Raw genomic sequence first — 25,301 nt, 5'->3', positions numbered from 1 at the left:
AAGCGGTTTTCTCATAGTAGAAATTTCTCTGCCAGCTAATATAACTTCGTATGTCACTTCTAACTTCCCAGGATATCATTAGAGGATTAGATGTTACAAATGGACTTCCACCATTGTTATAGCCTCAACTAGAAATAAGGGCTAAGGAAAGAATTATGTAACTCGCCAAATTGCTGAGGAAAGAAAATAGGACGATTTTGCCTCTCGGAATCTTTTTAGTTTTGAAAAAAATGCTATGAATCTTTTTATTTTTAAAAAAAATGCTATAAATTACAGATTCAATATAAAAAGAAAGCAGGAAGCTAATTAGTAAAATTATTATTGCACTCCCATCTAGAGAAAACGGATCGTTAAATAATAAAAGAGGAAGTCCTACAATAGAGGTAGCAATATTTGCCACTAAAACTGCGACGAACAGCCTGGAAAAACCCATAGCAATTTCCGACGATTTCAAACACAAAAAAATAACTAGCATCTCAACGGGAATAATGCTGACAAAAACCCAGATATTACCAGTTTGTGAGACAACGACAGGGGCCGCCATATCGGCTACAATTAGTTGAGACATTGGGTTCTCCTTGTTATTCAGAATGACAACTAATTGACAAATTACAATAGCTCAAACCAAGCTAACTTTGGCGCGGTAGAGGAGTTTGTCGCCTTGTCTGTAGCCTGTGTAGCGGACTTTGACGGGTTCTCCGGGCTCGGCTGTTCCTTCCATGAGCTGGTGCTGTTGGGGGTTGTAGGGAATCTCGGCTCCAACTGGGGCGATCGACTCCACTCCCCAATGCTCCAATAACTGCTCGACGGGCCGCAGCAAGGGTAGTAGTTTCTGAGCCCGCAAGTTGTGATTTTCCTGAGCTTTGCTCGCAGCAGTCGGCCACTGCAACATCCAAGATTCTAAAATTTGCACGCAGGAGAGCTGGAATTCCTGCAGCAAAGATTCTCGCTGCTGTTCGATCGCAGCTTGCAGGCGCTGATATTCTTGTTCTAGGGCTGTCGGTGGTGCCTGTTCTAACTCTACATAGTCTGGCGCCAAGGTTGCGAGCAGTTCATTTAAGGAAATTTGCAAAGCTTGACTAATTTTGAGCAGGATGTCGGCTCGGGTTTGCAAAGCTAAGCCGCGACGCAGGCGGATGACCTGAATTTCGGGAACTCCTGCTTTTTGGCTGAGTTCTCGATCGCTCGAAAGCCCCGCCTGTTGCATCAGGCGTTGCAGTTGAGGAGAATAATCTGGAATATTAGCTGCCACGAAAAACTCATCCAAATTAATAAATGGACATATTCTCGATCCTAAGCTGTCAGGAGCATTAACGAAATACATTTTTGGGGCGGACCCAACAGCCCGCCCCACAAGACTTTCGCAATTTATTCCGATGCAAGTTCAATTATTGAAAGCTTGCTATTTGACGGCTACTTTTTCCCGGGCGGCTGTTGCAGTTGTCGCAGAACCTTGCAAATGCGCTTCTAGGAACCACAAACGCTTGTCAATTGCCCGCGAAATTTCGGTGTACAGATCCGCTGTATCGGCATCGCCGAGTTCGTCTGTTTTGTCGATGGCGACTCGCAGGTGTTGGGCGTAGGGTGCGTAGCGATCGGCCAAAGCCGTCACGTATTCTTTGCCGTCTATAATGTCGAAAGGAAATTCTGGCAAAATCGAATCAGCAGCCGCTGTGCGGGCTGTTCCTACAGCCAAACCGCCCAAAGCTGTGACCCGTTCGGCAACCAAGTCGATGTATTCTTCGAGTTCTGTGGCCATTTCGTCAAACAGCAAGTGCAACTGGTAGAAGTCCATGCCTTTAACGTTCCAGTGAGCTTGCTTGACTTGAGTTTTTAAGTCCAGAGTCGTTGCCAGCGTGGCGTTTAGCAGCCCCACTACTTGAGAGCGGGTGGCGGCTGACATATCGATGCGGGTGGGGTAAAGATGTTGTTTGTGATTGTTGGTAGTCATAGGTTTTTAGCTTGTTATTAGTGATTGTCGATCGAAGATCTTAGAAAGCTTTGGGCGAGAGAATATTTGACTGTTGTGAATTTCTGTTGAGAGGCTCAGGCTAAGTGCATCTGCAACACGGCACGGGTAGCTCGGCGTACTTTACAGCGGATAGTTTCTAAACCGAGACGCTGGCAAGCTTCGTATCGGTGGCAGCCGGAAAATCCGTAATACTGACCATCTACTTCTAGCACATCGATGGGTTCGTTTAAACCTACCTCGCGGATGGATTCCATGAGGGCGGCTACTTTGGTTTGGTCGTTGACTCGCGGCAGGGGGCGGCGAATCTGGTTGAGGCGTATTTCTTCGATCCTCATGGCGTTGGTCTGTTTTGCTTCTTTTTAAATCATACTCGTTATGACTTCGTGTTGTCAATAAATATGAGGACTTACGCAAAAACCTGGTTTCTGCGGGGAATATGGGGGTTAGAAAATCTCAACTACTGCTATCTTGGCAGGCAATCCCAAAAAAGAAGTATGAATTGGTAACACGCAGTACAGATAGGATTTTTCATGCCTTTCGATAGATCGATCGACCTCAACCTTCTAGCTACAGTGGGAGAAAAGATAAATTGTGGCTTGAAATTATGGCATCCTCCCAACCCCTCAAAGGCATTGAATTGATCGACTGCGCCAAAGCTAACGCCCAACAAGGAATCGCCACAGCCGCGAACCTTTGCGGCTACGGAGGCGACCTCAACACCTTCGAGCGGGAACTGAAAAAGGCTTGCCAAGACATAGGCGTCGAAGTCAAGGAGTTAAGCGACTTGATTACAGCTCAGCAGATGATGAAACAAGGAATGGGTATTGAAGTCGCTCCAGATACTCCCTCAGAACTCTAGGCTCAATCTCCACCGCACCAGTTTTAGGGCTAAGATTGCCCCGACACCAGTATTTTGAGTCTGCTAGCTGAGGCAGGCTAGAATGTTTTGCATGGGAGCTTCCGACTTTAGCCAGGAGTCGCGTTTTCTCCCGCGAAGAGGGTGCTTTCTGGAGGGTGCTGAGATTGTTAGGAGGACTGTCGTGTCAGATCAGCAAGACCGAATTATGCGTTTGTTTATAGAGGAGGCTAAGGAGCACCTCGATACTCTAGAAAATGGTTTAGTGGATTTAAAGTCCACGATGAAAGACCCCGAAAGCGTCCAAGAGATGTTTCGAGCCGCCCATTCCGTGAAAGGAGGGGCGGCTATGCTCGGCTTAGATAGTATTAAAACAACCGCTCACCGCTTGGAAGATTGTTTTAAGGTGCTCAAGGACGGGCCCGTCAAGCAGGTTGACCAAACGGCAGAATCCCTATTTTTAAAGGGAGTTGATACGCTTAAGGACTTGCTGGGGCGACTGGAGGGGCCTTTCGGCTTGAGGAATGAGGAGGGAGAAAAACTCGTGCAGCAGGTGATGCCTGTTTTTGCTCAACTGGAAACTCACCTCAATAAATTGGGGTCGGGCAAAGTGCAGGCTGCTGGGTCTGGTACGCCCGCCGCTCCAACAGCGGGCGCTGTGCCGGCGAATTTTGCTGTTGAAGTGATGACTTTACTCAAAGAAATGTTGCAGGTGTTCAAGCAGAAAGAATCGGCTGCTAGTCGCTCTGAGTTAACGGCTGTGTGCGTTCGCCTCTATAAGTTGGGAGGTAAAATAGAGACTTGGCAAAATTTAGTAAAAACCGCTAGAGCAGCGATCGTTAATCCCAAAAACTCTTATAAAGTCTTAGCTCCGCTGATTATCAAAGAACTCAAGGAAGCTGGCGATTTAGTACAAGGGGGGAAAGTCAAGACGATCGTTCCGAGTAAAAATTTGCTACTTTTGGCAGCAAGCCCAAAACCAGCAGAGACAAGCGCCGCAGCAGCCCCAGCAGCCGCGTCGAAGCAAGTAGCACTTCCAGCCGAACCGAAGGCGGTAGTCAAGCTTTTGCTCAAAACTTTCAACAAAAAGCAACTCTCGGAAATTGCCAAGTTACTGGTTAACGCCATCAAATCCTCGAACTAGGAGGTGTTGCAGTAGAAGATAGAGTCAAAGCAATATTTGTGAGGCGGATAATTTTCTGGTGGGTGCTGGCAGCCGCTCGTTGAGCAGCAACTCGAAAAAATTCACTCATTCGAGATTTTTGCGCTCTACCTTCTACTGTTGGGCAACCCTGCGTTAGAATTAGTGGATATGTAGGCGTGCAATATTGTACCAGAATTAAAAATCGAGCAGGCTTTATAAGGCGGTAGCTGTGAAACCAATACGTTCATTAGAAGATGCTTTAAACCGCTGTCAGGCGATGGGAATGCGCTTGAGCCGCCAGCGTCGATTTATTCTAGAACTTTTGTGGGAGGCAAAAGAACACCTCTCGGCTCGCGAAATTTACGATCGCCTCAACAAACAAGCGCATTCGATCGGTCATACTTCTGTCTATCAAAATCTAGAAGCTTTGTCGAGAGAAGGGATTATTGAGTGCATAGAACGCTCGGAGGGACGCTTGTACGGCAATGTCAGCGACTCTCACTCTCACGTCAATTGTCTTGATACGGCTCAGATTCTGGACGTTCATGTGGAATTGCCGATCGACTTGATCGAGCAAATCCAACAGCAAACAGGTGTCAGAATTGTAGACTACCGGATAGATTTCTACGGATATCGCTCGGCCGAGTCCGCTACGCAAGCATCGAGTGTCAGCGATACGCCAAAGGCTTCGTAACCGATAAAGCCGCCGCTGTTGGAAGCAAAACAGAGCTTTGTGAGCGGCCGGTCGATCGTATAAAATGATTCAAGTATTTAGCTGCGCTCGATCGGTTTTTTTGCGTCGCCCGCCGGAATTCGGCACAGTATAAAAAACAGTAGAAAAAAAGGAAAACAGAAAAATGAAACTCGATCGGCAAGTTTGGCGATCGGGAATAAAATTTACGACTAAACCCAAAAAATCAATCCTACCCCCTACAGGTAAAAGTGTAGACCAAATCCGGCTTTATACCCCCTTTATTTTTTAATGGGCTTGGAGCGGAGCAAAGTTTGTGCAGTTGCGGTTTCAACCGCTGAGTCCGATAGTGGAATTTCTGACCCGGATTTAATATGAGAGCTTAGTTGAATCCCTCCCACAATTCATGTGCAGAGTCAATTTTAAAATCTAAAATCTAAAATCTAAAATCTAAAATTGATGGAATGACGGGGCTTTATACTGTTTTTTCTGCTAAACGGCCCCGGGATCTGTCAATAACTGTTTGATAACTGGTATGATTTACGTGCTTCGAGAGCCTAAAATACTCGGAAGCAACCAGTGGGGCCAGACACGAACCTCACTATAAAACGCCGTAGAGGGAAAGATTGCCAGTACCTTGAAGGAAGTTCTCGATCTCCTTAACAGGAGTCAGAAGCCGACATCACAATCTATAGATTTGATGTGGGAGTGTCACATGAAGAGTGCGCATTACAGGACAGGCTGAAGTAATGGCGAGACGACAATCTGACCAATTCCACACACCACCGCAATACAACCCATCCCCTAAACCGACGGCACAGTTCAGTGCAGAGGCGACAGGCGATGCGAGTTCCTCAGTAACGGCGCTGCCGACAGAGGGAAAAAGAACTTTTTGGCAGTGGCAGCTTATCTGGCTGAGTCTCCTGGTGGGATTTGGAGTAACCGGTGCCGCTGCATTTCTGTGGTTGCTGACGATGCCGCCACCGCCGAATTGCCAGCAACTGTCGCCGCTGGCGGCGGACGGAGAGCGACTTTACTGCGCTCAACAAGCTGCTAAGTCGGGCAAGCTAGAACAGCTAGAATCGGCAATGGCATTGGTGCAGGCTTGGCCGAAAGAACATCCGCTATACTCGCAAGGTCAACATTTGATAGGAGAATGGTCGAAAGCCATTCTGGGGTTTGCCAGGGCAAAAATTGAGAGGGGCGATTTGAAGGGTGCTCTGGAGATTGTGGCGAAAATTCCGAAAACCAGTCCGTCTTACCCCGAGGTACAGGAGGCTGTTACTGCTTGGGAAAAAAATTGGCAGGAGGGCCAAAAACTCTACGATACAGCCCTAGCAGCTTTGAAAAGTGAGGATTTAAGGAAGGCTTGGGATTATGCTCAAGCTCTGTTCAAGCTGGAAAATATTTTCTGGAGTCAGAAACGGTACAACGAGCTGATCCAGCAGATTTCTTTGGAAAGAAACGGCTGGCAGCGCTTGCAAGAGGCTAGAGATTTGGCGACGGAGGGAACTCCGCAAAAATTCGCTGAGGCGATCGTCCTGGCTCGTAAAATAGACCCGCAGCTTTTTGCCCGCGCTAAAGCTGAGAAGGAAATTGAGGGCTGGAGCCGGACTTTGCTGGCAATGGCTACTAAGCGGTTGGGGGCGAAAGACCTGCCGGGGGCGATCGAGGCTGCTTCTGTGGTGCCGCAGGATTCGCCGCTGTTTGCGGAAGCTCAAGATTTGATGCAGTTGGGTAGGGCTCAGGCAGTGACGTGGAACCAGTCGATATCAACTCCGCTGCCGCAACACATTTTTAGCTTGCTGGAAGGGCAGGGGGCTGCTAGCCAAATTGCTCCGGGTCGCCCTCTGTACAAGCAAGCTCAAGTTCAAATTGAAAATTTGCAGGTGCAGTTTCAAGATTTGCTGCGCCTGCAAGTGGCGAGCACGATCGCTAGTGTCGGTCAGATAGGGACGTTTGCACTCGCGATCGAGCAAGCGCAAACCATCGGACTTAAGCAGCCGCGGCGGGTTCACGCTCAAACTTTGGTGGCTGCTTGGCGTCGGGAAATTCAGCGGATCGAAGACCAATCTTTTCTGACTCTGGCGAAGCAGTTGGCAGAACCGCAAACGGTTGAAGGACTCAAGGGCGGCATGGCTCAGCTACTCCTGATCGCTCTAAACCGCCCCCGCAGGATAGAGGCGCAAACTCTCTTGGCTCAGTGGACGAAACGCATAGAAGTTATTCAAGATCAGCCTTTGTTGGATGAAGCTATAGCCCTGGCGAAGCAAGGAAAACTTAGTGCTGCTATTGAAAAAGCTTCGGCAATTAAGAGCGGTAGGACTTTGTACGCGAAAGCTCAGGATAATGTCTATCAGTGGGTGAGCGAACTGCAAGTTGCTCAAGACAGACCGATTCTGGATCGAGCTTTGGAATTGGCGTCTCAAGGCAGTCTAGGAGCGGCGATCGATACGGCTTCCCAAATCGGTTACGGTAGGGCGCTGTATTCAGAGGCGGCAGGTGCGATCGGGCGCTGGAGTGCCGAACTTAGAGCCAATACTGCACCGCCACCGGAACCCGCTCGCGAGTACGCGCCAGCTCCGGAACAGGAGTATGCGCCAGCTCCGGAACAGGAGTATGCGCCAGCTCCGGAACAGGAGTACGCGCCAGCTCCGCAACAGGAGGAGTATGCGCCGGCTCCCGAGCCTTACTATCCGCCCGCGAGACAAGAGGCCCCGGCTCCCGAGCCGGAACCTTACTATCCGCCCGCTCCCGAGCCGGAACCTTACTATCCGCCCGCCCGGGAGCCGGAACCGGAACCTTACTATCCGCCCGCTCCAGAGCCGGAACCTTACTATCCGCCCGCGAGACAAGAGGCCCCGGCTCCGGAACCGGAACCAGCTCCTCCTCCGGCTCCGGCTCCGGAACCAGCGCCGCCCTCGATTCCAGAATCGGCTGGGCCTCCTGATGGTAATTTGCTCCCCGAGTAATTGGGTTTTCGCGCGATCGAGCTCTAAAATCTCCAATCTAAAATCAAGTGAGTAATTTCCAACTGCTGACGATCGATAGCGACCCCATTTTCCGGCTGGGGCTGCGAGTCGCTTGCGAGCAGTATCCAGACTTGCAAGTTGTCGCAGAGGTTTCAAGGGGAACCGAAGCTTTGCGAGTTCTAGAAGCTCGCTCGATCGAATCGGTAGCAGCCAAGAAACCCGCAGATTTGGTAATTTTGGCTGTTGAGACTTTAAATTTGCGATCGGGTCAAACAGAGGCGCTGGCATTTTGTCGCGAACTCAAAAGTTTGTACCCCAACCTGCCCCTGTTGCTGCTAGGCGGGCCGCTGGCACCGGAGCTGTTGGTCCAGGTACAGGCTACGGGCGCGAATGGCTATTGTCCTAAAGGTAGAGATATTTCCCTGACAATCGAAGCTATTCGCACGGTGGCATCGGGTCGCACTTATTGGGCGACGGATACGGCAGCTAACTCCGGAATAGAAATAAATGCAGCGGGGGTTCAAACAGTAGAAAACTCCGCAGCAATTGCAGATAAAAATGCAGATGATCGGACAATTGATACGCCAGTACACAAAAAAATGCTGGCTTATTTTTGTCAGTCTGGACTACGGGAAATAGATGCAACTTTGGCGGTTGTCCAAGCTGATTTGCAAGAGATCAGAGCCGCAGAGCCGACAGATTTGCCCTCTATTTTAGATGGGGTTGTACTCAGCGGGCGCCGCAGAGAATTGCTGGCAGCTCGCTGGATTGTCAGTCAGTTATTATTTGAAGGAAAAGGGGAGAAGGCAGAAGGCAGAAGGCAGAGGGCAGAAGGCAGAGGGGAGAAAGAAGAAATTAGAAGCGAGAATCTGTTAAATAATTCTCAATCGCAATTAGCGAATTCCCAAGTTTCGGCTGCATCTTTGGTGGTTGCAACTAATTGGCAAGGTAGCTTGTTTGACTCGGTGGCGGCTAAATTGCAGTTTGAGTTGGTGAATTTGACTGGCTTGCCTTTGGAAATCGATATTTTGCGATCGCCCAAAAAGCGTGAATTGATGAGTTCCATCCTGCGGAAGTTAAAGGATTTGCTGGAGGAATTGCGCTTTTCGCAAGTGCAGCCAACTCAATTGTCGCAAAAAATGCCTGCTATTTTACGGGATTTGTGGGAGGCGACAATCATAGATTTTTTTGGCAGATACTATACACTGCAAACGGGAGAAACTCGGGTGTTTGATGGCAGTCAAGCAAGCTTAAAACTGGGAGAAAGTCAAGAGGGAAGCGCTGCTTATCTATTGGCAAGCAGCGGCGTAGAAGTTGTGCCAATGCTGCTGGCAGATGCTGATGTAGTTGCAGCAGAAATTCTTGACAAAATACCGATGACAGTTGATTTTTTTGCACATTTGCTATTTGAAATTCCTCTAACAGTTGACAATATTTCTTGTGTTTCTGGCAGCCCGGCAGCAATGCAGCGAGCTGAAGCTTTGTTGGAAAATTTGGCAATACAAGTTGCTAGCGGAGTGGTACAGCCTCTACTAAATAATTTGGCAAATATTGAAGAAATCAAGCAAATTTTTTACGATGGTAAGTTGATTTCGACGCGAGAAATTGAGAGATTTCGGAATGATTTGTCGTGGAGATATAGCTGGGATAGATATTTTGGGGAACCAAAAGCTATTTTTGAAAGTAGGTTTTGGCTGTTTGTTTTAGGCGATTCTGGAATTAAGAAAATTTCTATTTATTCTCCGCGAAATCTGGAGTTAGCACAGCTTTCTGGGTGGCAGTTAGCCTTGACTTTGCTGCTGGAAACCAGGGATGCGATCGCACCTAGAGTTCGCGCGGTTATTTCGCTGTTGGGTGCTGGGGTTGTTTACGTTTTGACTCAGGTTATAGGGCGGGGAATTGGTTTGATCGGGCGGGGAATTATCCAGGGGATTGGTAATTCTTTGCAGGATAGCAAGTTTGGGAAAAATGGGTGATGGTTGGGCAACGAGTAGTAGAAAATCTTGCATAAATCTTTGAGGTAAGGCCGAAACCGCAGATTAACCGGGATTGACGCCGATGCTTTTCAAAATATTTTGCGAATGCGTGCAAGAGTTCTGGTGTAGGGAAGTTAAGGGATTTGATATAATTGGTGATTGGTGATTGGTGGTATTATAGATAAAACTTAATGCTATAAGGTTGAAATTTTATGAGTATTATGATAGCGATAGATGCAGATCGCATAAACAGTTTAGATTTGTCTCCGGTGCGGACTGTGATTGAAAAGTGGCTGGCCGAAGGAGCGATCGCCCAAAACGAACAACAGCTACAATTTGAAATTGAGTATCCGCGCGAAGAGTTAGATCCGCGAGAAATTTCGGAAATTCCCGAAGTGCGGCTGTGGTTTATTCGCTTGGATGCTTGTTATCCTTGGCTGCCATTTTTGCTGGATTGGAAAGCGGGAGAATTGGCGCGCTATGCGGCGATGTTGGTGCCGCACCAGTTCCACCGCACTCAAGGTATTCAGTACAATCCTGAAGCTTTGGAAATGTTTTTGATGAACAAAATTTTTGTGTTGACTGATTGGTTGAATCAGCAGGGAATTCCCAGTAAATCGAAGTTGATGGCGATGTCGCAGATGTTTGGTTATGATTTGGAGGATGCTTTTTTTGATGTGATTGTACCGCACAAATAAGCGATCGCGCCTCTAATTAACATACTCCTATGAGGTAGACTACTCTAGCTTAAGACTAAAAACAAAGGTATAAACCCGATTTCTGCCCTTGTGGGGCGGGCTTTCCAGTCCGCCTCCGCAGCTATAAGTTCCATCCACCACAGCTTAATTAAGCTTAACAGCAACCGCCATCAGACTTTAATACCATCGTTAAACCAGCGCGCCTCAAAAAATTGTTGCTGGACTTCACAATTTTCTCAGAATTGAGAGTTAGTTTAAATAGACAACGATCGCCCGATTCAATCGATCGAGGAAATTTCCCATGAAAACAGATTACCTCATCGTCGGCAGTGGTTTATCAGCACTGGTTTTCGGAGCTTTGATGGCAAACTCCGGCAAAACCGTACACATCCTCGAAGCTCACGAGCATCCCGGAGGCTTTGGTCACACCTTTACGATGGCCAAAAAATACACCTTTAATGCCCAATTCCACTACGTTTGGGACTGCGGCGAAGGACATACAGTCAATCGAGTTCTCAAAAAACTCGGTCTCGATCGAGATGTCACCTTTGAACGGTACGATCCGAATGGCTACGACCACATGAGAATGCCTGGGTATGCGCTGGATATTCCCTCGGAACCAGAGGAACTGATCCGCAGATTGTCGGCGCTGTTTCCCGAAGCCGGCGAGAGAATTCGCCAATTCGTCAACGAAGTCGAGAAAACCGGCGAGGGACTCAGAAAACTCGCTCCTCCCGTCAAACCAATTGAATTGCTCAAAAATTTCGGTGACGTATTCTGTGCCGTCCAACACCTCAACAGTACACTTCAGGACGTTTTCGACAAGTTCCAACTCCCGCAAGCCGCCCAAACCCTATTAGCCCTGCAATGGCCGGACTTTTTGCTGCCTCCAAATCAGCTTTCTTTCTATGCTTGGATTGCTTTATTTAGAGGCTATCAAGAAGGTGCATTTTACCCGACGCAGCATTTTGAAGATGTCATCAATTCTTTAGTTAAAGTCATTGAATCCAACGGGGGGAAAGTTCTACTAAACCATGAAGTCACGAATTTTAGGGTAACAAACAGAACAGTAACTGGTGTTGAAGCGATGGATTTGACCACCCATCAAACCCATGAATTCACGGGCGACACGGTGATTTGCAACCTTGACCCGAAAAGAGCGGCCAAGATGATTGGAGAGGAACTGTTCTCTAAAAAAGTGCGGCAGAAACTCAACTATGAGTATTCTGCATCTAACTACATGGTGTACTGCGTTGTCAAAGATATCGATCTCCGAGACTATGGATTTGGCAAGTGGAATACGTTTCATTCGGAACACCTGGATCTAAATGAAGCTTTTGCTCAAATGTATGAGCAAAATGATTTTTCTCGTCCGAGCTTTGCCATTACAACGCCAACTTTACTGACGGAAGCGCGGGGGGATTGTCCAGAAGATTGTCAAATTGTCGAATTTCTGACTGTTGCTAATTACAGCTATTTTAAACAGCTTTGGGATAGCGATCGCAAAGCTTACAGACAGAAGAAACAAGAGATTCTGGACTCGATTTTAGATGTAGTTGAAAAACACTATGTTCCGAATTTCCGCAAACACATGGTCTTTCATGTTACCGGAAGTCCGACGACTAACGAGCGCTTCTGTTGGTGTCCTAACGGTAATTCCTACGGTTCCAGCCTGACGCCGCGCAATATGGGGGTCGATCGACTAAATCATGAAACATCCCTCAACAATTTCTATTTCTGCAACGCCTCCTCGGGCTATCCAGGCTTTGCACCGACATTTTGGACGGGGGCGCTGCTTTATCAACGTTTATCCGGCGATGCGATTTTAGGCTAAGGAAAATTGGCAATTGGTTATTTTCCTGTTTCTCTCGTTCCTTGGCAAAGCCAAGGAATGAATTTCACTCTTGCTCTGCCTCATCTAAAAAATCTCTCGTTTCTGCTCTCATTATCTCGTTCCTGGGCTCTGCCAAGGAATGAATTTCTGGAGGCTCTGCCTCATCTTAAAAATGACGAGGCACAGCAAGACTGAAATGCGTTTCCAGGTAGAACCTGGAAACGAGAATTTCTTCCTTCTTCCTTCTTCCGACGGACATCGGACTGACATCCGTTACATCCGTTACATCCGTTACACAATCCGTTGCCGAACTTCCTTCTTCCTTCTTCCTTCTTCCTTCTTCCTTCTTCCTTCTATCAATCTAGGAGTGAACTATGAGAATTGCAATTGTTGGGGGCGGAGCGAGCGGTATGGCAGCAGCCTACTGGCTCGATAAACAGGGGCATCACGTCACTGTGTTGGAAAAGCAGCCGATTTTAGGCGGACACATTCGGACGCTTAACAAAAATGTTGCGCCAAATCAATCTGAGTGCAATGAAATATTAGAAAATGGGGTGCTAGAATTTCCCACTGTGTTTTACAATTTCGCGGCTTTTATGCAGGAGCTAGGCGTTGAATTAGAACCCGTGCAGATTGGTTCAGCGCTGTTTTTTAAAGATGGCACTCACTTTTTGTCTGCGGTTTCTATCCAAAAGAATTTCACCGGAATCCAACGCCTGATCGAGTATTTGCGACTTGATAGTCTCTACGCTCGTTCGGCTGCATTTATTTTAAAAATGCGGTTTGCTAAACAGCACGATTTCTACGATGTGCCGCTTTCGGAGTCTTTGAAAAGCTCGTGCGTCCGCAATTATTGGCTGAAGTTGCTGACAATGTACAGCTACTCGATACCGTTTGAATTGCTCGACAATTTTCCGGCAGAGTTAGCGATGCCTGTTCTACGCGAATATGCCTCGGTCAACTGGGTGAGGATTAAAGGCGGGGTGTATTCTTACATTGAAAAGATTTTGGAGCGATTTAAGGGCGATATACTGCTAAATGTGGAGATTGCCAATATTTTTAGAAGTGCGGATGCTGTAAAAATTGTGCTTTCTGATGGGGAAATCCAGGAATTTGATAAGGTGGTTTTTGCGATGCCACCAGACCAAGTGATGAGGCTGTTGTCCGATCCGACGGAGGCGGAAACGAAGCGGTTTTCGGCGTGGAAAGCCAATTATGCAACGACTGTGCTGCATTCGGATACATCAATGTACGATCGCTACGGTATCCGCAAGTTATCAGAATTTGATTTTTTCGAGACGGACAAGGGATGGGGATATAATGCGAGCTTGAATCAGCTTTGCGGCATCTCATCGCCACGAGAGTACAGTTTAGCTTTTCACCTGGAGGAGTCGATCGCCAAAAAAGACATTATTCACATTCAGAAACATCACACGCCGCTATATAATGTCGAGTCTTTTCGCTATCGAAATGAAGTTATCGAGACTAATGGCGAAAACAACACTTATCATGCAGGAGCTTATTTGGGTGATGGTTTGCACGAAGGAGCCATTACCTCTGCTTTGCGAGTCGCGAAATTAATTGGGTGAGCTTAATGGTCATGCTACAAACTCTCGCAAATATCAGTAAATTTCTTGCCGGTGCAACACTCTCACAAAAGTAATGATGTCTGCATCAAACAGTTAAACCAATGCGAGAGTCGTCCACTCGGATGCGAAATTAATTTTTGGCGTTCGTTGCCTAAGCTGCGACACCACGTGCTGCTGTTAAGTAGACATCATTGCTCAAAGATGGGGGCATTGTTGAGCCGGCTAACTGAGTACCCTCAAAGTTGGTTCCCGTGAATGTTGCCCCGCTCAAGTCGGCTTCGCTCAAGTCTGCATAGCACAGCCTAGCCCAATCAAGGTTTGCCTGCACCAAAGAAACTCCCACCAGATTTGCCCTGGTTAAATCTGCTCCCATCAACTTGACACCCCGCAACTGAGCCCCGGCGAGATTGGAGGCTAACAAGTTCGAGCCTTCCAAGTTTACCCCGTTCAGTTTGGCTTCGCTCAGGTTCACGCCATTGAGATCCGTCCTGCTCAGGTCGATGCCATTGATGTAAGCTTTGCTGAGATAGATGCCTGTTAGTTGAGCGCCAAAAAGCTTTGCACCGCTGAGTTTTGCCCCTCCGCAGTTGGCCCAGTTGAGGTTGGCTCCCGTGAGGTTTGCGCCCCGCAGGTTGATGAATTGCAGGTCGGCTGTACACAAATTGGCGTTCCAGAGGATGGCGAGCGCCAGGTTGCTACCTATGAGTTGGGCGCCACTCAACTTTGCCCTGGGCAGTTTTGCTTTGACGAGGAAAGCTCCGCTGAGATTGGCCTTCGTGAGATCTGCGTCCGCTAGTCTGGCTTGACCCATTTTGGCAAAACTCAGATTTGCCCTGTAAAGGTTTGCGTCGTTGAGTTCTGCTTTAGTGAGATGCGCCCGACTCAGGTTAGCTCCCGACAGGTTAGCCCTGGAAAAATTTACGCCAACCAACATAGCTCCGCTGAGGTTTGCTCCGCTGAGGTTTGCGCCAGCAAAGTCTCTGTTTCCATTTTCGTACTCTTTGAGCAGCTCGGTTACTTCCATACGGGTCAGATTCCTAATAGCAGAAATTTATCTAGAAATAAACACTCTTTATAGATATTTTATCTCAAATGGAGTGGAGGCGCTCGCACTTTCAAGAAAGCTGACAATTAACTTTATATTTATACATATATAGCAATCCTTGCAGGAGTCGTAAATTTTTACCCCTCCCCAACCCTCCCCGAACCCGCTCGCTCGGGAGCAAGAAATTCACAAATGATGCGAGGATTGCTATAGTTTGTGCTTTTTCCAGAGTCCCGACCTTTTTGAGGTCATAGTCTGAAACCCTTGATTTATCGTGGATCTCTAGTGTGCTTCGGCAAGCGTTGCGATCGTACTGAGATCCGTGAAACCGTGATTCTCAGTAGGTAAGCCATCAAACACTGTCCGAATTGTTAATCAATAGTTAAAATCAATATTCTTGTTGTCCACTCTGACTAACAGCTTTTTTAAACGGAGACTGCAAATTTGTTAGTTGTGTTTGCCTCAGGTGTCCCGAAGGCTGGCCTGGTCATAGCTCCATATTTTATCTACTGTCATTTTTCATAAAAATTAGAGGTGGAACAACAGCTTAATCAGCGAGAATTTTTTTCGGTTGTCTCGCAGCAGTTATACGATCGTGCTTTTCAATATTTCCTTAAGTCATCGGGGAGAAAAGTAATTTCAGACCTTGTACTTCTGAGGATTTTATCGATATGCCTAACGGTAGAGGGTATTCGTTCAAAACCTAGGAGATAATATACTGCAGATGATACAAAACTAACAGCAAGTAGTATCTGTATAGGATCACCCCCTCTACGGACAGTTAGGCAAATGTGTCAATCTATGTTATGCTGAGTCACAATTGAGGAAGGATTATGTCAAAAGAAAGAAAAAGCAACAAAGAAGTCAAAAAGCCAAAGAAACAACCTGATGGTGTTGCTAAGCCGAAGGATGACAAAAAAAATTATGGTAGCAGCGAGGGCCGCAAGTAGAGATAGCTGCCACTCTCAGCACTGTGATTAATTGTGTTTAAGTTTTAGTAGTATCAATTCTGAATAAATTACAATATCCTATTTTTGGATAATAGGAAAACAGGTTTATTATACCTAGGGTATATGCAGTCCTCAACCCAAAGTATAATGAAATCTGTTTTTCGCCATGAAAATAAAACATTCTGTCGCCGATCGAATTTAAGATCGGCTATTTAAACTTTGCTGAAAAAAAATATAGTTCGATCGCCCAAATCTATCACAGCGATATCTCAGTCACCGCAATATTACCCTCAAAACACACGTCAACATCAGTCCCCGCCGCCCGATCGCGCGATCCATATTCTCCGGCATAATAAAAGTATTCTCCCTCCATCCGGTACACCACGGGCAACGGCTGCGTCGAAGGCTGGCAAAACACAATTTCCGGTTCCGCACTTCCCGGCGCTAAATGCGGCAAATTCACATTCCAGAAACACCCCGACTTTGGTTCCCGATTCAGCAAATCCGCCAACACCCGCGATGTCCACCGAGTAGCGACATCCCAGTCAATTTCGAGCGGCCTTTTAATCCGGTGGGAAATTGCGATTCCCGGAATACCGTGCATGGCTGCTTCGCGCACAGCCGCAACCGTACCCGAAATGTACACGTCAACCCCCAAATTGCCGCCCGCGTTAATACCCGAAAGCACCAAATCCGGTTTCGCACAAACGTGATGAAGAGCAATACGCACGCAATCGGCCGGTGTTCCCCCTACAGCATATTCCACGGACGATCGCCGATCGACATGAATCGGACTGTGAGCCGTCACTTGATGCCCGCAGCCCGACAATTGCCCCTGCGGAGCCACCATAATTGTTTTGCCTTCTACAGCCTGCAAAAGTGCCTGAATGCCTGGAGCGTCGATGCCGTCGTCGTTGGTTAAAATTATCGTCATTATGTGTCGGTTTTATAGAACCGATTTGAGAGCGCAGAGGCTGGCAACCTTCTGGTAGTTCTAGCCCAAATTGGTTGTTGGTTGGTGGCGATCGTCAGTATGAGCATTGCCACACATTTATATCATGGCATTAATTGAACAGTTGCCCCAGAAATGTGGCGCGCCACATTTTAGCCCAGTCGCACCTTGATATGACAGCTAAAGCGACTTGTTACGCTTGCCCCAGTGCAGCATTCATGACATCAGTGTCGATGCAAACATCTAATCACATAATTTTTTCCTCGGCTCTCCCCGATGCTTGGTGTTAAAAGTAGCAGATGATACTAACTATCTGAGACTGAACGTTGAAACCCTCGATCGTGCTAAATTATTAGCTTACGTTATCACCATAAGTACGAGAGAGCCACACGGGAGAAGAAAATATATGATATAATTATAATTCACTATTTAAGTCGAGTTGATTTTCGCTGAATCGCTTACGGTGACTAATAACGCAAGTTTCTAGTTATAAACTGCGGTGTTGCTAATTGCCAGCTTGCTAATCAAGTTTTTTACTCGAATTAGCAGCCATTAGCCGCCTGTTTGAGATAACTAGCAACTTAAGTTAAGAGCAATTAGTGCAGGTGTCATTCATCTCAAATTTAACCCTATAAAAACTATGAACCAATCTGTAGAAAACGACGATAAGGTTGAAAAAAATAGTAGTTTCCCGCGATCAGTATTGTCAGTTAGTCGAGTAGAGTTTGGGCTAAGAGAAGATAACCCAGAGGCCAAGTATTGCCCGCTAAAACTGCTAGTTAAGGACGGAAAACAACTTCCGTCAGGATTGCAAGGTCACGTATTTATTATTTCAGCCACAGGCTCTGTTGACTCCAAATCTCGCGATGATAACAAAGATATTGTATTTCCTTCCAGTGATGGTTTCACGCCATTCTACAACGGCGACGGTATGGTTTATCGCTTTGATTTTGACAATCTTGAGGAAGGAGTATTTCTCACAACTAGAATTGCTAAAACCCCCTGTTACTATGCCGACGCCGCCACAAATAAATGCCAGCCTAACCTGAAATTTAAAAATCGCGGCATCATGCGAATGTCTGACCAGTTAGGGATTCGCAATCAGCTAAACACCGGATTTCTGCCCATGAAATTTCTTCAGGAAGACAACGAAAGACTGCTGATAACTTGGGATATAGGGCGTCCCTACGAAATTGATACAAAAACGCTGGAAGCAGTCACGCCCGTGGGTTGGGATCGAGATTGGAGAGCCTTTAATCCGCTATTAGCCAACCTTCCCTTACAACCGCCTTTTCCGTTTAAATTAGTTCAGACTTCAGCCCATCCTTGTTTTGACGAGAACACAGGGGAAATGTTTACTGTCAACAGCGGGCGATCGCTCTCTACTTTTATTGCTCAATTGCGTCCAGTCATCTATTGGGCATTCGGTTTGATTGACAGCATCAGAAATCCCTCCCAGCGACGATTTCAGAAAGTTCCCGCTCAAAAAAATTTTTTCCAAAGATTAGCAGCAGCCTTTAAAAAAACAATTCATTTATTATGGAGTCTGCTGCAAAGTTTTAATATATTTGCCAACTTTGTCTATGTGATTTCCTGGGATGGCCAAGAAAAAATTAATAAATGGCAGGTAACGCACCCCAATGGTTGCCCGATCGCAATTAAACAGAGTATGCACCAGATAGGATTGACTGAAGACTACGTGGTGCTGATGGACACTGCCTTTAAATTCTTACTAGAAGAAATACTTCCGGCGCCAAACGAGCCCAAATATGAAGAAATAGAAAAACGGCTGAGAAACTTAATCGATCGCCCGCAATTACCCGACAGTACCATCTACATTGTCCGCCGCACTGACCTGAAATCAGATGTCAAGAAAGTGGTAGCGCGACAGGTTGTCATTCCCCGGGAAACCACGCACTTTCTCACAGACTATAAAAATCCGAACGATCAAATCACGCTGCACTTAGCTCACGTATGCGCTTGGGATGTAGCTGAATGGATTCGCAAGATCGATTTCAGCAACTCAGACAACAATGGAGGCTTACCCCATATGTTTGGGATGACAGTAGGGCCATTAGATATTAGTCGCATGGGATGCTACGTACTCGATGCTAAGGATGCCAAACAAATCAAAGTTGCCAGAAGCGATTTGACAGGAGTTTATGCAGACAACCAGCCTAACAAATATTGCCAGGATACTCAGACCAACGGTAAAGAATATTGCAAATACACTTGGGGACCAGCACTTTATGCTTACCGTGAAAATCCGCCTTCTGGACACTTTGAAAATATATACTGGAGCTTTTTTGGATGCTGGGAAGATATTTTCACCGAAGAAGGACTCAAAATGTATCAAAACTATAAATATCGGGAAATACCAGCCGATGAAGTGCGCCATCTGACCAAAAAAGGCATCAAATCTAACTTGTTACGACTGCACATAGCAGATCTGGATACCCTTGAAGCAAATGAAAATCGGTTGCAGATTCAAGACTCATACGAATTTGACACAGGTTATTTCGGCAACTCGCCGCAATTTGTCCCCCGCGCGGGCGGAACAGGCGGCTCAACAGACGGCTATATTGTATGTGTAGTTTATAATGGTACAGATGAGCAACCTGACAACGGCAATGAAATCTGGATTTTCGACGCTGCGGATTTGAAGAGCGGCCCCCTATGCAAACTCTGGCATCCACAACTTAATTTTGGGATTTCCGTACACACGACTTGGTTGTCCAAGATTGGCAAACGGACGGCTAGTTATAATATTCCGGTGAAACAAGATTACGAATATTTAGTCAAACAGCAACCTCAAGAAATTCAGGAGTTCTTTAACGAGTGGGTATATCCGAAGCGAGAACCAAAAGACAGCGGTGACTGTAGCCTTAGTTAGCTCCGCAAGTCAGATTGCTAACTCAAAAGTGATCGCTGTTTCAACTGACTAGCAGTTGGCGCGATCGCTATATTGTATTTTATATATGATGGCACTGAGATCACTTCAAGATTAAGACACCTATGTTAGCAATTCGCGGATATAAAATTACTTCACAAATTTACCAAGGGTTTAATACTGTTATTTATCGAGGGATCAAAGAGTCAGACGGACAGCCAGCGATATTTAAAATCCTCAAAAACGAGTATCCTCATCTAGAAGAAATTACCCGTTTAAGACAGGAATATGAAGTTTCCAAAAACCTTAATATAGAGGGTATAGTTAAACCTTTAGAATTACAAGAATTGGGGAACCGCAAATTTATCCTAATTGTGGAAGATTTTGGCGGAATTGCTCTCTCAGATAGCGAAAAATTTAAGCAGCCACAAATACGAGATTTTCTAGCGATCGCGATTCAGCTAGCATCTACCCTCGCTCAGTTGCACGATCGTTGCATTATTCACAAAGATATCAAACCCCAAAACATCATCGTCAATTTTACCACAAATCAAGTAAAAATTACCGATTTTGGTATTGCCACCCGCCTGTCTAAAGAGAATCAATCCCTCAGCCACCCCAACTTATTAGAAGGAACTCTTGCCTATCTATCCCCAGAACAAACAGGTCGGATGAATCGAGCAATCGACTACCGAACGGATTTCTACTCTTTAGGCGTCACGTTTTATGAAATGCTAACAGGGAAACTGCCCTTTCCGACCACTGACGCCCTCGAATTAATTTACTCCCACATTGCCATTCAACCCGTACCACCAGCAAAAATTAACAGCCAGATTCCTCAAGCAATTTCAGAAATTGTGATGAAATTGATGGCTAAAACTGCTGAAGAACGCTATCAAAGTGCTGAAGGTTTGAAATTCGATCTAGAACAGTGTTTAACTCAATTAGAAACTACAGGGAAAATTGACAACTTTCAAATTGGTCAAGAAGATTTATCAAGTCAATTGCAAATTCCGCAGAAACTCTACGGTCGATTTGAACAAGTTCAGACACTCCTAGCCGCCTTCGACCGCATCAGTAATGGGACAGCGGAAATGATGCTAGTAGCTGGCTATTCAGGCATTGGGAAAACTGCTGTAGTTAATGAAGTTCACAAACCGATTGTCCGGCAGCATGGCTATTTCATTTCGGGTAAATTTGACCAATTTAAGCGCAACATTCCCTACGCTTCTCTGATAGAAGCTTTCTCGGATCTGATGCGCCAACTATTAACGGATAGTCCGCAACAGATAGAGAATTGGAAACAAAAACTCTTAAACGCATTAGGCCAGCAAGGCCGAATTATTACAGAAGTTATTCCCGAAGTTGAACTGATCGTTGGCGAACAGCCGCCCGTGCCAGAAGTGGGAGCAACTGAAGCTCAAAATCGATTTAATCGGGTGTTTGCCAGCTTTATTCAAGTTTTTACTCAACCAGAACACCCGCTGGTTATTTTTCTAGATGATTTGCAGTGGGCTGATTTATCGTCGCTCAAGTTAATTCAACTGCTAGTGACTAACCCCGACAGCCAATATCTACTGATGATTGGTGCTTATCGAGATAATGAAGTTAGTCCGACGCATCCTTTGATGCAAACTTTGAAAAATAATCAAGAAAATTCAGCTAACTTAACAACAATTACTCTCGCACCTTTGAGTAGTACAGATGTCAATCAAATAGTTGCCGACACTCTCAAGGAAAGCCAAAAATCCCAAAGTTTATCCGCTCTGCTATTTAATAAAACTCAAGGCAATCCTTTCTTTTTAAATCAACTGCTAAAATATATTTATGAAGAAAAGCTGTTAGCTTACAATTTTAATAGTCGCCAATGGGAGTGGGAAATAGATGAAATTCAAGCGATAGGAATTGCGGATTATAACGTTGTCGAGTTAATGGTAAAGCAGATTCAAAGGCTGCCGGAAGCAAGTCAAAAGATTTTGCAGTTAGCAGCTTGTATCGGCAGCAGATTTTATTTAGATGTTTTGGCGATCGTCAATGAAGAATCTCCTGTAGAAACGGCAAATCAACTGTGGTCTGCCCTAGAGGCAGGTTTGATTCTCCCCTTGAACGACGCCTACAAAATTCCGCTCTTTTTTGACCGCGAATTGGCACAGATGCACCTTGACGATATCGCCAGCCGTCAAACTGCATCTGTGCAAATTCCTTACAAGTTTTTGCACGATCGCGTACAGCAAGCAGCTTATTCTCTCATTGCCGAAGACCAAAAAAAATTAACTCACCTCAAAATTGGTCAACTGCTGCTGAAAAATACGACCCCATCTCAGCAAGAAGAAAACATTTTTGCGATCGTCAATCAACTGAATATCGGCAGCGAGTTCATCACCGAGCAGTCAGAAAAAAACCAACTCGCTGCCCTGAATCTCGCCGCAGGTCGGAAAGCTAAAGCAGCAACAGCCTCCGAAGCGGCTGCCAATTATTTTAATGCGGGCATGGAACTCCTGGCAGCTTCTAGCTGGCAAAGCAATTACGAACTCACGCTCAACCTCTATATAGAAGCTGTAGAAGCAGAATACTTGTGTACCAACTTCGAGAGAGCTGCTGCACTGGCAGAAATAGCGCTGCAACAGGCAACAACCCTGCTCGAAAAGGTGAAAGTTTACGAGCTAAAAGTTGAATTTTATATCGCTCAAAACCAGCTATCCAAAGCCCTTGAAACCGGACTGCAAGCGGTAGAGATGCTCGGAGTTTCCCTAGCTCCTCTGCCCAGCGAGGGCAGCAGTTCCGTGCAGATGCCGAGATTAGAAGAGTTAGAAAACCTTCCCGAAATGACCGATCCCTATTTGCTAGCAGCTCTGCGAATCTTGATAACGGCAACGGCAGCTGCTTCGATCTCAGCGCCTTCAACCTTTGTTCAGATCGTTTTAACGAAGGTCAATCTTTGTGTGGAACGGGGTTATTCAGCTCTGGCAGCGATCGCTTACGCAAATTACGGCATAATTTTGTGCGGGCCGATGGCAGACTTGGAGGCGGGATATTACTGCGGGCAGTGGGCGATTAAACTCCTAGATATTTTTCCTGACAACAAACTCAAATGTCGAGTTTATGCGCCATTTTACGGTTTGATATCCCATTGGAAAGAGCAGGCTAAGGAAAGTATTGCACCGTTAGAAGAGGCGATTCAAGCTGGTTTGGAAACGGGAGATTACCAATATGCAGGCTATTGCGTACTCCACTATTGTACCAACCTATTCTTGAGCGGCAAACGCTTAGAAATTGTCGATGTAAACATTAGCGACTATATCAAACTTTTAAATAAAATCAAACAGGAATTTCCGCTCAATTTCATTAAGGTATGGCATCAACTGACCTTAAATTTGCAAGGATTATCATCAGATAAAATGCTGCTGCAAGGCAAAAGTTTTGATGAAGCAGCGATGCTGGTATATTTGCAGGAAACGAAAAATGCAACAACGCTGTTATTAGTTTACCAGGCCAAAGCCTTTCTCTGTTATTTATTTAAAGATTATTCCCAGGCTCTTGCCTGCATTTTGGCAGCTCACGAACACCTCAGAGGCGATAGCGGCATGATGACGTTTCCCGCTCACTACTTCTATTATTCGCTGATCCTGCTCGCTAATTACAACAGCGCTGCGCCGAGGGAGCAACAGCAATATCTGGAATTGGTAGAATCTCATCAGGAAAAAATGAAATGCTGGGCGCAAGACGCGCCGATGAACTATCAGCACAAGTACGACCTGATCGAGGCAGAAAAAGCGCGGATTTTGGGGCAAAATGAGCAAGCAATTAACTTGTACGAAAGAGCGATATCGGGAGCGATAGACTACGAACGCATGGAAGATGAAGCTATTGCTAAAGAACTGGCTGGAGAATTTCATTTTGCTTGCGATCGCGAACATATGAGTCGGTTCTATCTGAACGAATCCTACTACGCTTATATTCGCTGGGGAGCTACGGCAAAAGCCCAAGATTTAGAGTCAAGGTATCCAAAAATATTTGGGAGAATAACAGCTCAAAAAAATCTCGGTCTTGATTTTAATACCACGACATTAACAACAGGAGGTAGCTTGGAAGGATTAGAGCTACTTTCTGTGCTTAAATTTTCCAAAATCATCTCTGGGGAAATTGTTTTAAGCGAACTGATTTTACAATTTATGAAAATTGCGCTCAATAATGCTGGCGCTCAAAAAGGATTTCTGATTTTGAATCAGTCAGAAGGTTTTGCGATCGCAGCCGCTGGGGAAGTTGAGGACAGCGATATTAATGTCTTGTTATCTCCCCAGATTGAACTAGAGCAAGTTGTTCCCTTAAGCGTTATTTATTATGTGGAAAAGACTCTCAAAACTGTCGTTTTAAATAATGCTAAGGCTGAAGGAGCTTTTAGAACAGACCCTTATATTAGGACGCATCAACCCAAGTCAGTCTTATGTATTCCCATCATCAATCAAGGCAAAATGATGGGTTTACTTTACTTTGAAAATAATTTGGCAACTAGCGCTTTCACTCCGACGCGGCTGGAAGTTTTAAAACTGATCTCTTCTCAAGCAGCAATCTCGCTAGAAAATGCCTTACTTTACCACACGCAGGAACAAAAAGTAGAAGAGCGCACTGCCCAACTCGCCCAAGCAAACCAGGAAATTAGCGCCCTCAACAACAAACTTAAAGCCGAAAACATCCGCCTCAGTGCTGAGTTGGAAGTCACCAAACGACTGCAACAAATGATCTTGCCCAAACAATCAGAACTTGATAAAATTAAAGGATTAGAAATAGCTGGATATATGCAACCTGCCGATGAAGTTGGCGGCGACTACTACGACGTGCTAACCCAAAATGATAAGGTAAAAATTAGCATCGGCGATGTTACGGGACATGGTTTAGAAAGTGGCGTATTAATGATTATGGCGCAAACCGCCGTCCGCACTCTCCAACAAATGAACGAAACCGATCCGGTGAAGTTTCTTGATGTGTTAAACCGCACCCTTTATGCCAATATCGAGCGCATCGACTCGTCTAAAAACATGACCTTGGCTTTGTTAGATTATCAAGATAGTAACTTTACCATCAGCGGTCAACATGAAGAAATAATTGTAGTCCGTACTGATGGTAATATCGAACGGATCGATACAATGGAACTCGGCTTTCCTGTGGGATTAGAGGAAGATATTGCTGATTTTGTTTCCCAAGTTCAAGTGCATCTTAATCCAGGGGATGTAGTAGTGCTTTACACAGATGGAATTACCGAAGCTGTAAATATAAATAAAGTGTATTACGGCATAGAAAGATTGTGCCAAGTCGCCAAAGAAAATCGCCACAAAACGGCTGAAGAAATTCGAGAAGCAGTAATTGATCATCTGCGGCAACATATTGACAAACATAAAGTTTTTGACGACATTACGTTGGTAGTTCTAAAACAGAAATAACGCAAGTTTGGAATTGGGAATTGGGAATTGGTAATTGGTAATTGGTAATTGGTAATTGGTAATTGGTCATATCAAGTCCGGTTGCACCGGACTTGTATAGTGGGGGTGTAGTCGATCGAGACGAAGAGGCTCGCTGCATTGCCTTCCTTGGACGCGACTTCTCCAAAGTCATAAATTGGGCGATCGCCCAATTTACCGCAAACATTCACCTAAAATCCAACATTCCTCAAACACATCAACCAACTTGTGGTAAAGTTTTGTGTCGATCGCCCGTTAGCGGAGCCCTCGAAGAGG

Annotated in this window: 18 protein-coding genes; 10 read left to right on the top strand and 8 right to left on the bottom strand. The window is 45.8% G+C overall.

Annotated elements, in window-relative coordinates; genetic code table 11:
• Window positions 1-124: 124 nt before the first annotated feature.
• The 4 genes from QUB14_RS19805 to QUB14_RS19790 form a co-directional block, all read right to left on the bottom strand.
• The gene (locus tag QUB14_RS19805; RefSeq protein ID WP_333218709.1) at window positions 125-568 is read right to left on the bottom strand and encodes a hypothetical protein; all 444 of its coding nucleotides are present in this window, start codon (window positions 566-568) and stop codon (window positions 125-127) included.
• A 51-nt stretch (window positions 569-619) separates the two neighbouring features.
• Window positions 620-1,324 (bottom strand): helix-turn-helix domain-containing protein, encoded by a 705-nt coding sequence (locus QUB14_RS19800; RefSeq protein ID WP_333218710.1) that lies wholly within the window; start codon window positions 1,322-1,324, stop codon window positions 620-622.
• 78 nt (window positions 1,325-1,402) lie between these two features.
• The gene (dps, locus tag QUB14_RS19795) at window positions 1,403-1,951 is read right to left on the bottom strand and encodes a DNA starvation/stationary phase protection protein Dps (protein ID WP_333218711.1); all 549 of its coding nucleotides are present in this window, start codon (window positions 1,949-1,951) and stop codon (window positions 1,403-1,405) included.
• A 95-nt stretch (window positions 1,952-2,046) separates the two neighbouring features.
• Window positions 2,047-2,307: a sulfiredoxin gene (locus tag QUB14_RS19790; RefSeq protein WP_333218712.1), complete on the bottom strand. Its 261-nt coding sequence runs from the start codon at window positions 2,305-2,307 to the stop codon at window positions 2,047-2,049.
• A gap of 254 nt (window positions 2,308-2,561) precedes the next feature.
• Here QUB14_RS19790 and QUB14_RS19785 point away from each other — a divergent pair, with 254 nt between their 5' ends.
• Window positions 2,562-2,831, top strand: a complete 270-nt coding sequence (locus QUB14_RS19785; protein WP_445251881.1) for a hypothetical protein — start codon at window positions 2,562-2,564, stop codon at window positions 2,829-2,831.
• A gap of 82 nt (window positions 2,832-2,913) precedes the next feature.
• Entirely contained in the window at window positions 2,914-3,972 is a 1,059-nt protein-coding gene (locus tag QUB14_RS19780; RefSeq protein ID WP_333218714.1) for an Hpt domain-containing protein, read from the top strand.
• Here QUB14_RS19780 and QUB14_RS19775 read toward each other — a convergent pair.
• A complete protein-coding gene (locus QUB14_RS19775) occupies window positions 3,956-4,081 on the bottom strand; it encodes a hypothetical protein (RefSeq protein ID WP_333218715.1) in 126 nt (41 codons plus the stop codon). The two genes, QUB14_RS19780 and QUB14_RS19775, sit on opposite strands and share 17 nt — an antisense overlap.
• 120 nt (window positions 4,082-4,201) lie before the next feature.
• Between QUB14_RS19775 and QUB14_RS19770 the strand changes: the two genes are divergently transcribed.
• The 6 genes from QUB14_RS19770 to QUB14_RS19745 all read left to right on the top strand — a co-directional run bounded on the left by QUB14_RS19770 (window position 4,202) and on the right by QUB14_RS19745 (window position 13,732).
• A complete protein-coding gene (locus QUB14_RS19770; protein WP_190656145.1) occupies window positions 4,202-4,666 on the top strand; it encodes a transcriptional repressor in 465 nt (154 codons plus the stop codon).
• A 746-nt stretch (window positions 4,667-5,412) separates the two neighbouring features.
• A complete protein-coding gene (locus QUB14_RS19765) occupies window positions 5,413-7,635 on the top strand; it encodes a hypothetical protein (protein WP_333218716.1) in 2,223 nt (740 codons plus the stop codon).
• A 47-nt stretch (window positions 7,636-7,682) separates the two neighbouring features.
• The gene (locus tag QUB14_RS19760) at window positions 7,683-9,611 is read left to right on the top strand and encodes a DUF3685 domain-containing protein (protein WP_333218717.1); all 1,929 of its coding nucleotides are present in this window, start codon (window positions 7,683-7,685) and stop codon (window positions 9,609-9,611) included.
• A 212-nt stretch (window positions 9,612-9,823) separates the two neighbouring features.
• Window positions 9,824-10,309 (top strand): CRR6 family NdhI maturation factor, encoded by a 486-nt coding sequence (locus QUB14_RS19755; protein ID WP_333218718.1) that lies wholly within the window; start codon window positions 9,824-9,826, stop codon window positions 10,307-10,309.
• Between the two features lie 301 nt (window positions 10,310-10,610).
• Window positions 10,611-12,143 (top strand): NAD(P)/FAD-dependent oxidoreductase, encoded by a 1,533-nt coding sequence (locus QUB14_RS19750; protein WP_333218719.1) that lies wholly within the window; start codon window positions 10,611-10,613, stop codon window positions 12,141-12,143.
• A gap of 374 nt (window positions 12,144-12,517) precedes the next feature.
• A complete protein-coding gene (locus QUB14_RS19745) occupies window positions 12,518-13,732 on the top strand; it encodes an FAD-dependent oxidoreductase (RefSeq protein ID WP_333218720.1) in 1,215 nt (404 codons plus the stop codon).
• Window positions 13,733-13,883: 151 nt separating this feature from the next.
• Here the strand turns inward: QUB14_RS19745 and QUB14_RS19740 are convergent, their stop codons facing one another.
• Window positions 13,884-14,756: a pentapeptide repeat-containing protein gene (locus QUB14_RS19740; protein WP_333218721.1), complete on the bottom strand. Its 873-nt coding sequence runs from the start codon at window positions 14,754-14,756 to the stop codon at window positions 13,884-13,886.
• Between the two features lie 1,227 nt (window positions 14,757-15,983).
• On the bottom strand, window positions 15,984-16,661 hold the full coding sequence (gene surE, locus QUB14_RS19735; RefSeq protein ID WP_333218722.1) for a 5'/3'-nucleotidase SurE: 678 nt from the start codon (window positions 16,659-16,661) through the stop codon (window positions 15,984-15,986).
• 658 nt (window positions 16,662-17,319) lie between these two features.
• On the opposite strand from surE, the gene QUB14_RS19730 reads away from it, so the two are divergent.
• Both QUB14_RS19730 and QUB14_RS19725 read left to right on the top strand, forming a co-directional pair.
• A complete protein-coding gene (locus tag QUB14_RS19730; protein ID WP_333218723.1) occupies window positions 17,320-19,572 on the top strand; it encodes a carotenoid oxygenase family protein in 2,253 nt (750 codons plus the stop codon).
• Between the two features lie 122 nt (window positions 19,573-19,694).
• Window positions 19,695-25,007 (top strand): AAA family ATPase, encoded by a 5,313-nt coding sequence (locus tag QUB14_RS19725; RefSeq protein WP_333218724.1) that lies wholly within the window; start codon window positions 19,695-19,697, stop codon window positions 25,005-25,007.
• Here the strand turns inward: QUB14_RS19725 and QUB14_RS19720 are convergent.
• Window positions 24,979-25,212 (bottom strand): hypothetical protein, encoded by a 234-nt coding sequence (locus tag QUB14_RS19720; protein ID WP_333218725.1) that lies wholly within the window; start codon window positions 25,210-25,212, stop codon window positions 24,979-24,981. The genes QUB14_RS19725 and QUB14_RS19720 overlap by 29 nt on opposite strands.
• Window positions 25,213-25,301 lie beyond the last annotated feature (89 nt).

This window comes from Microcoleus sp. B3-D2, assembly GCF_036705345.1.
Taxonomy (GTDB): Bacteria; Cyanobacteriota; Cyanobacteriia; order Cyanobacteriales; family Microcoleaceae; genus Microcoleus.
The sequence above is the reverse complement of the archived record's forward strand: the minus strand, read 5'-3'. Positions and strand labels throughout refer to the sequence as shown.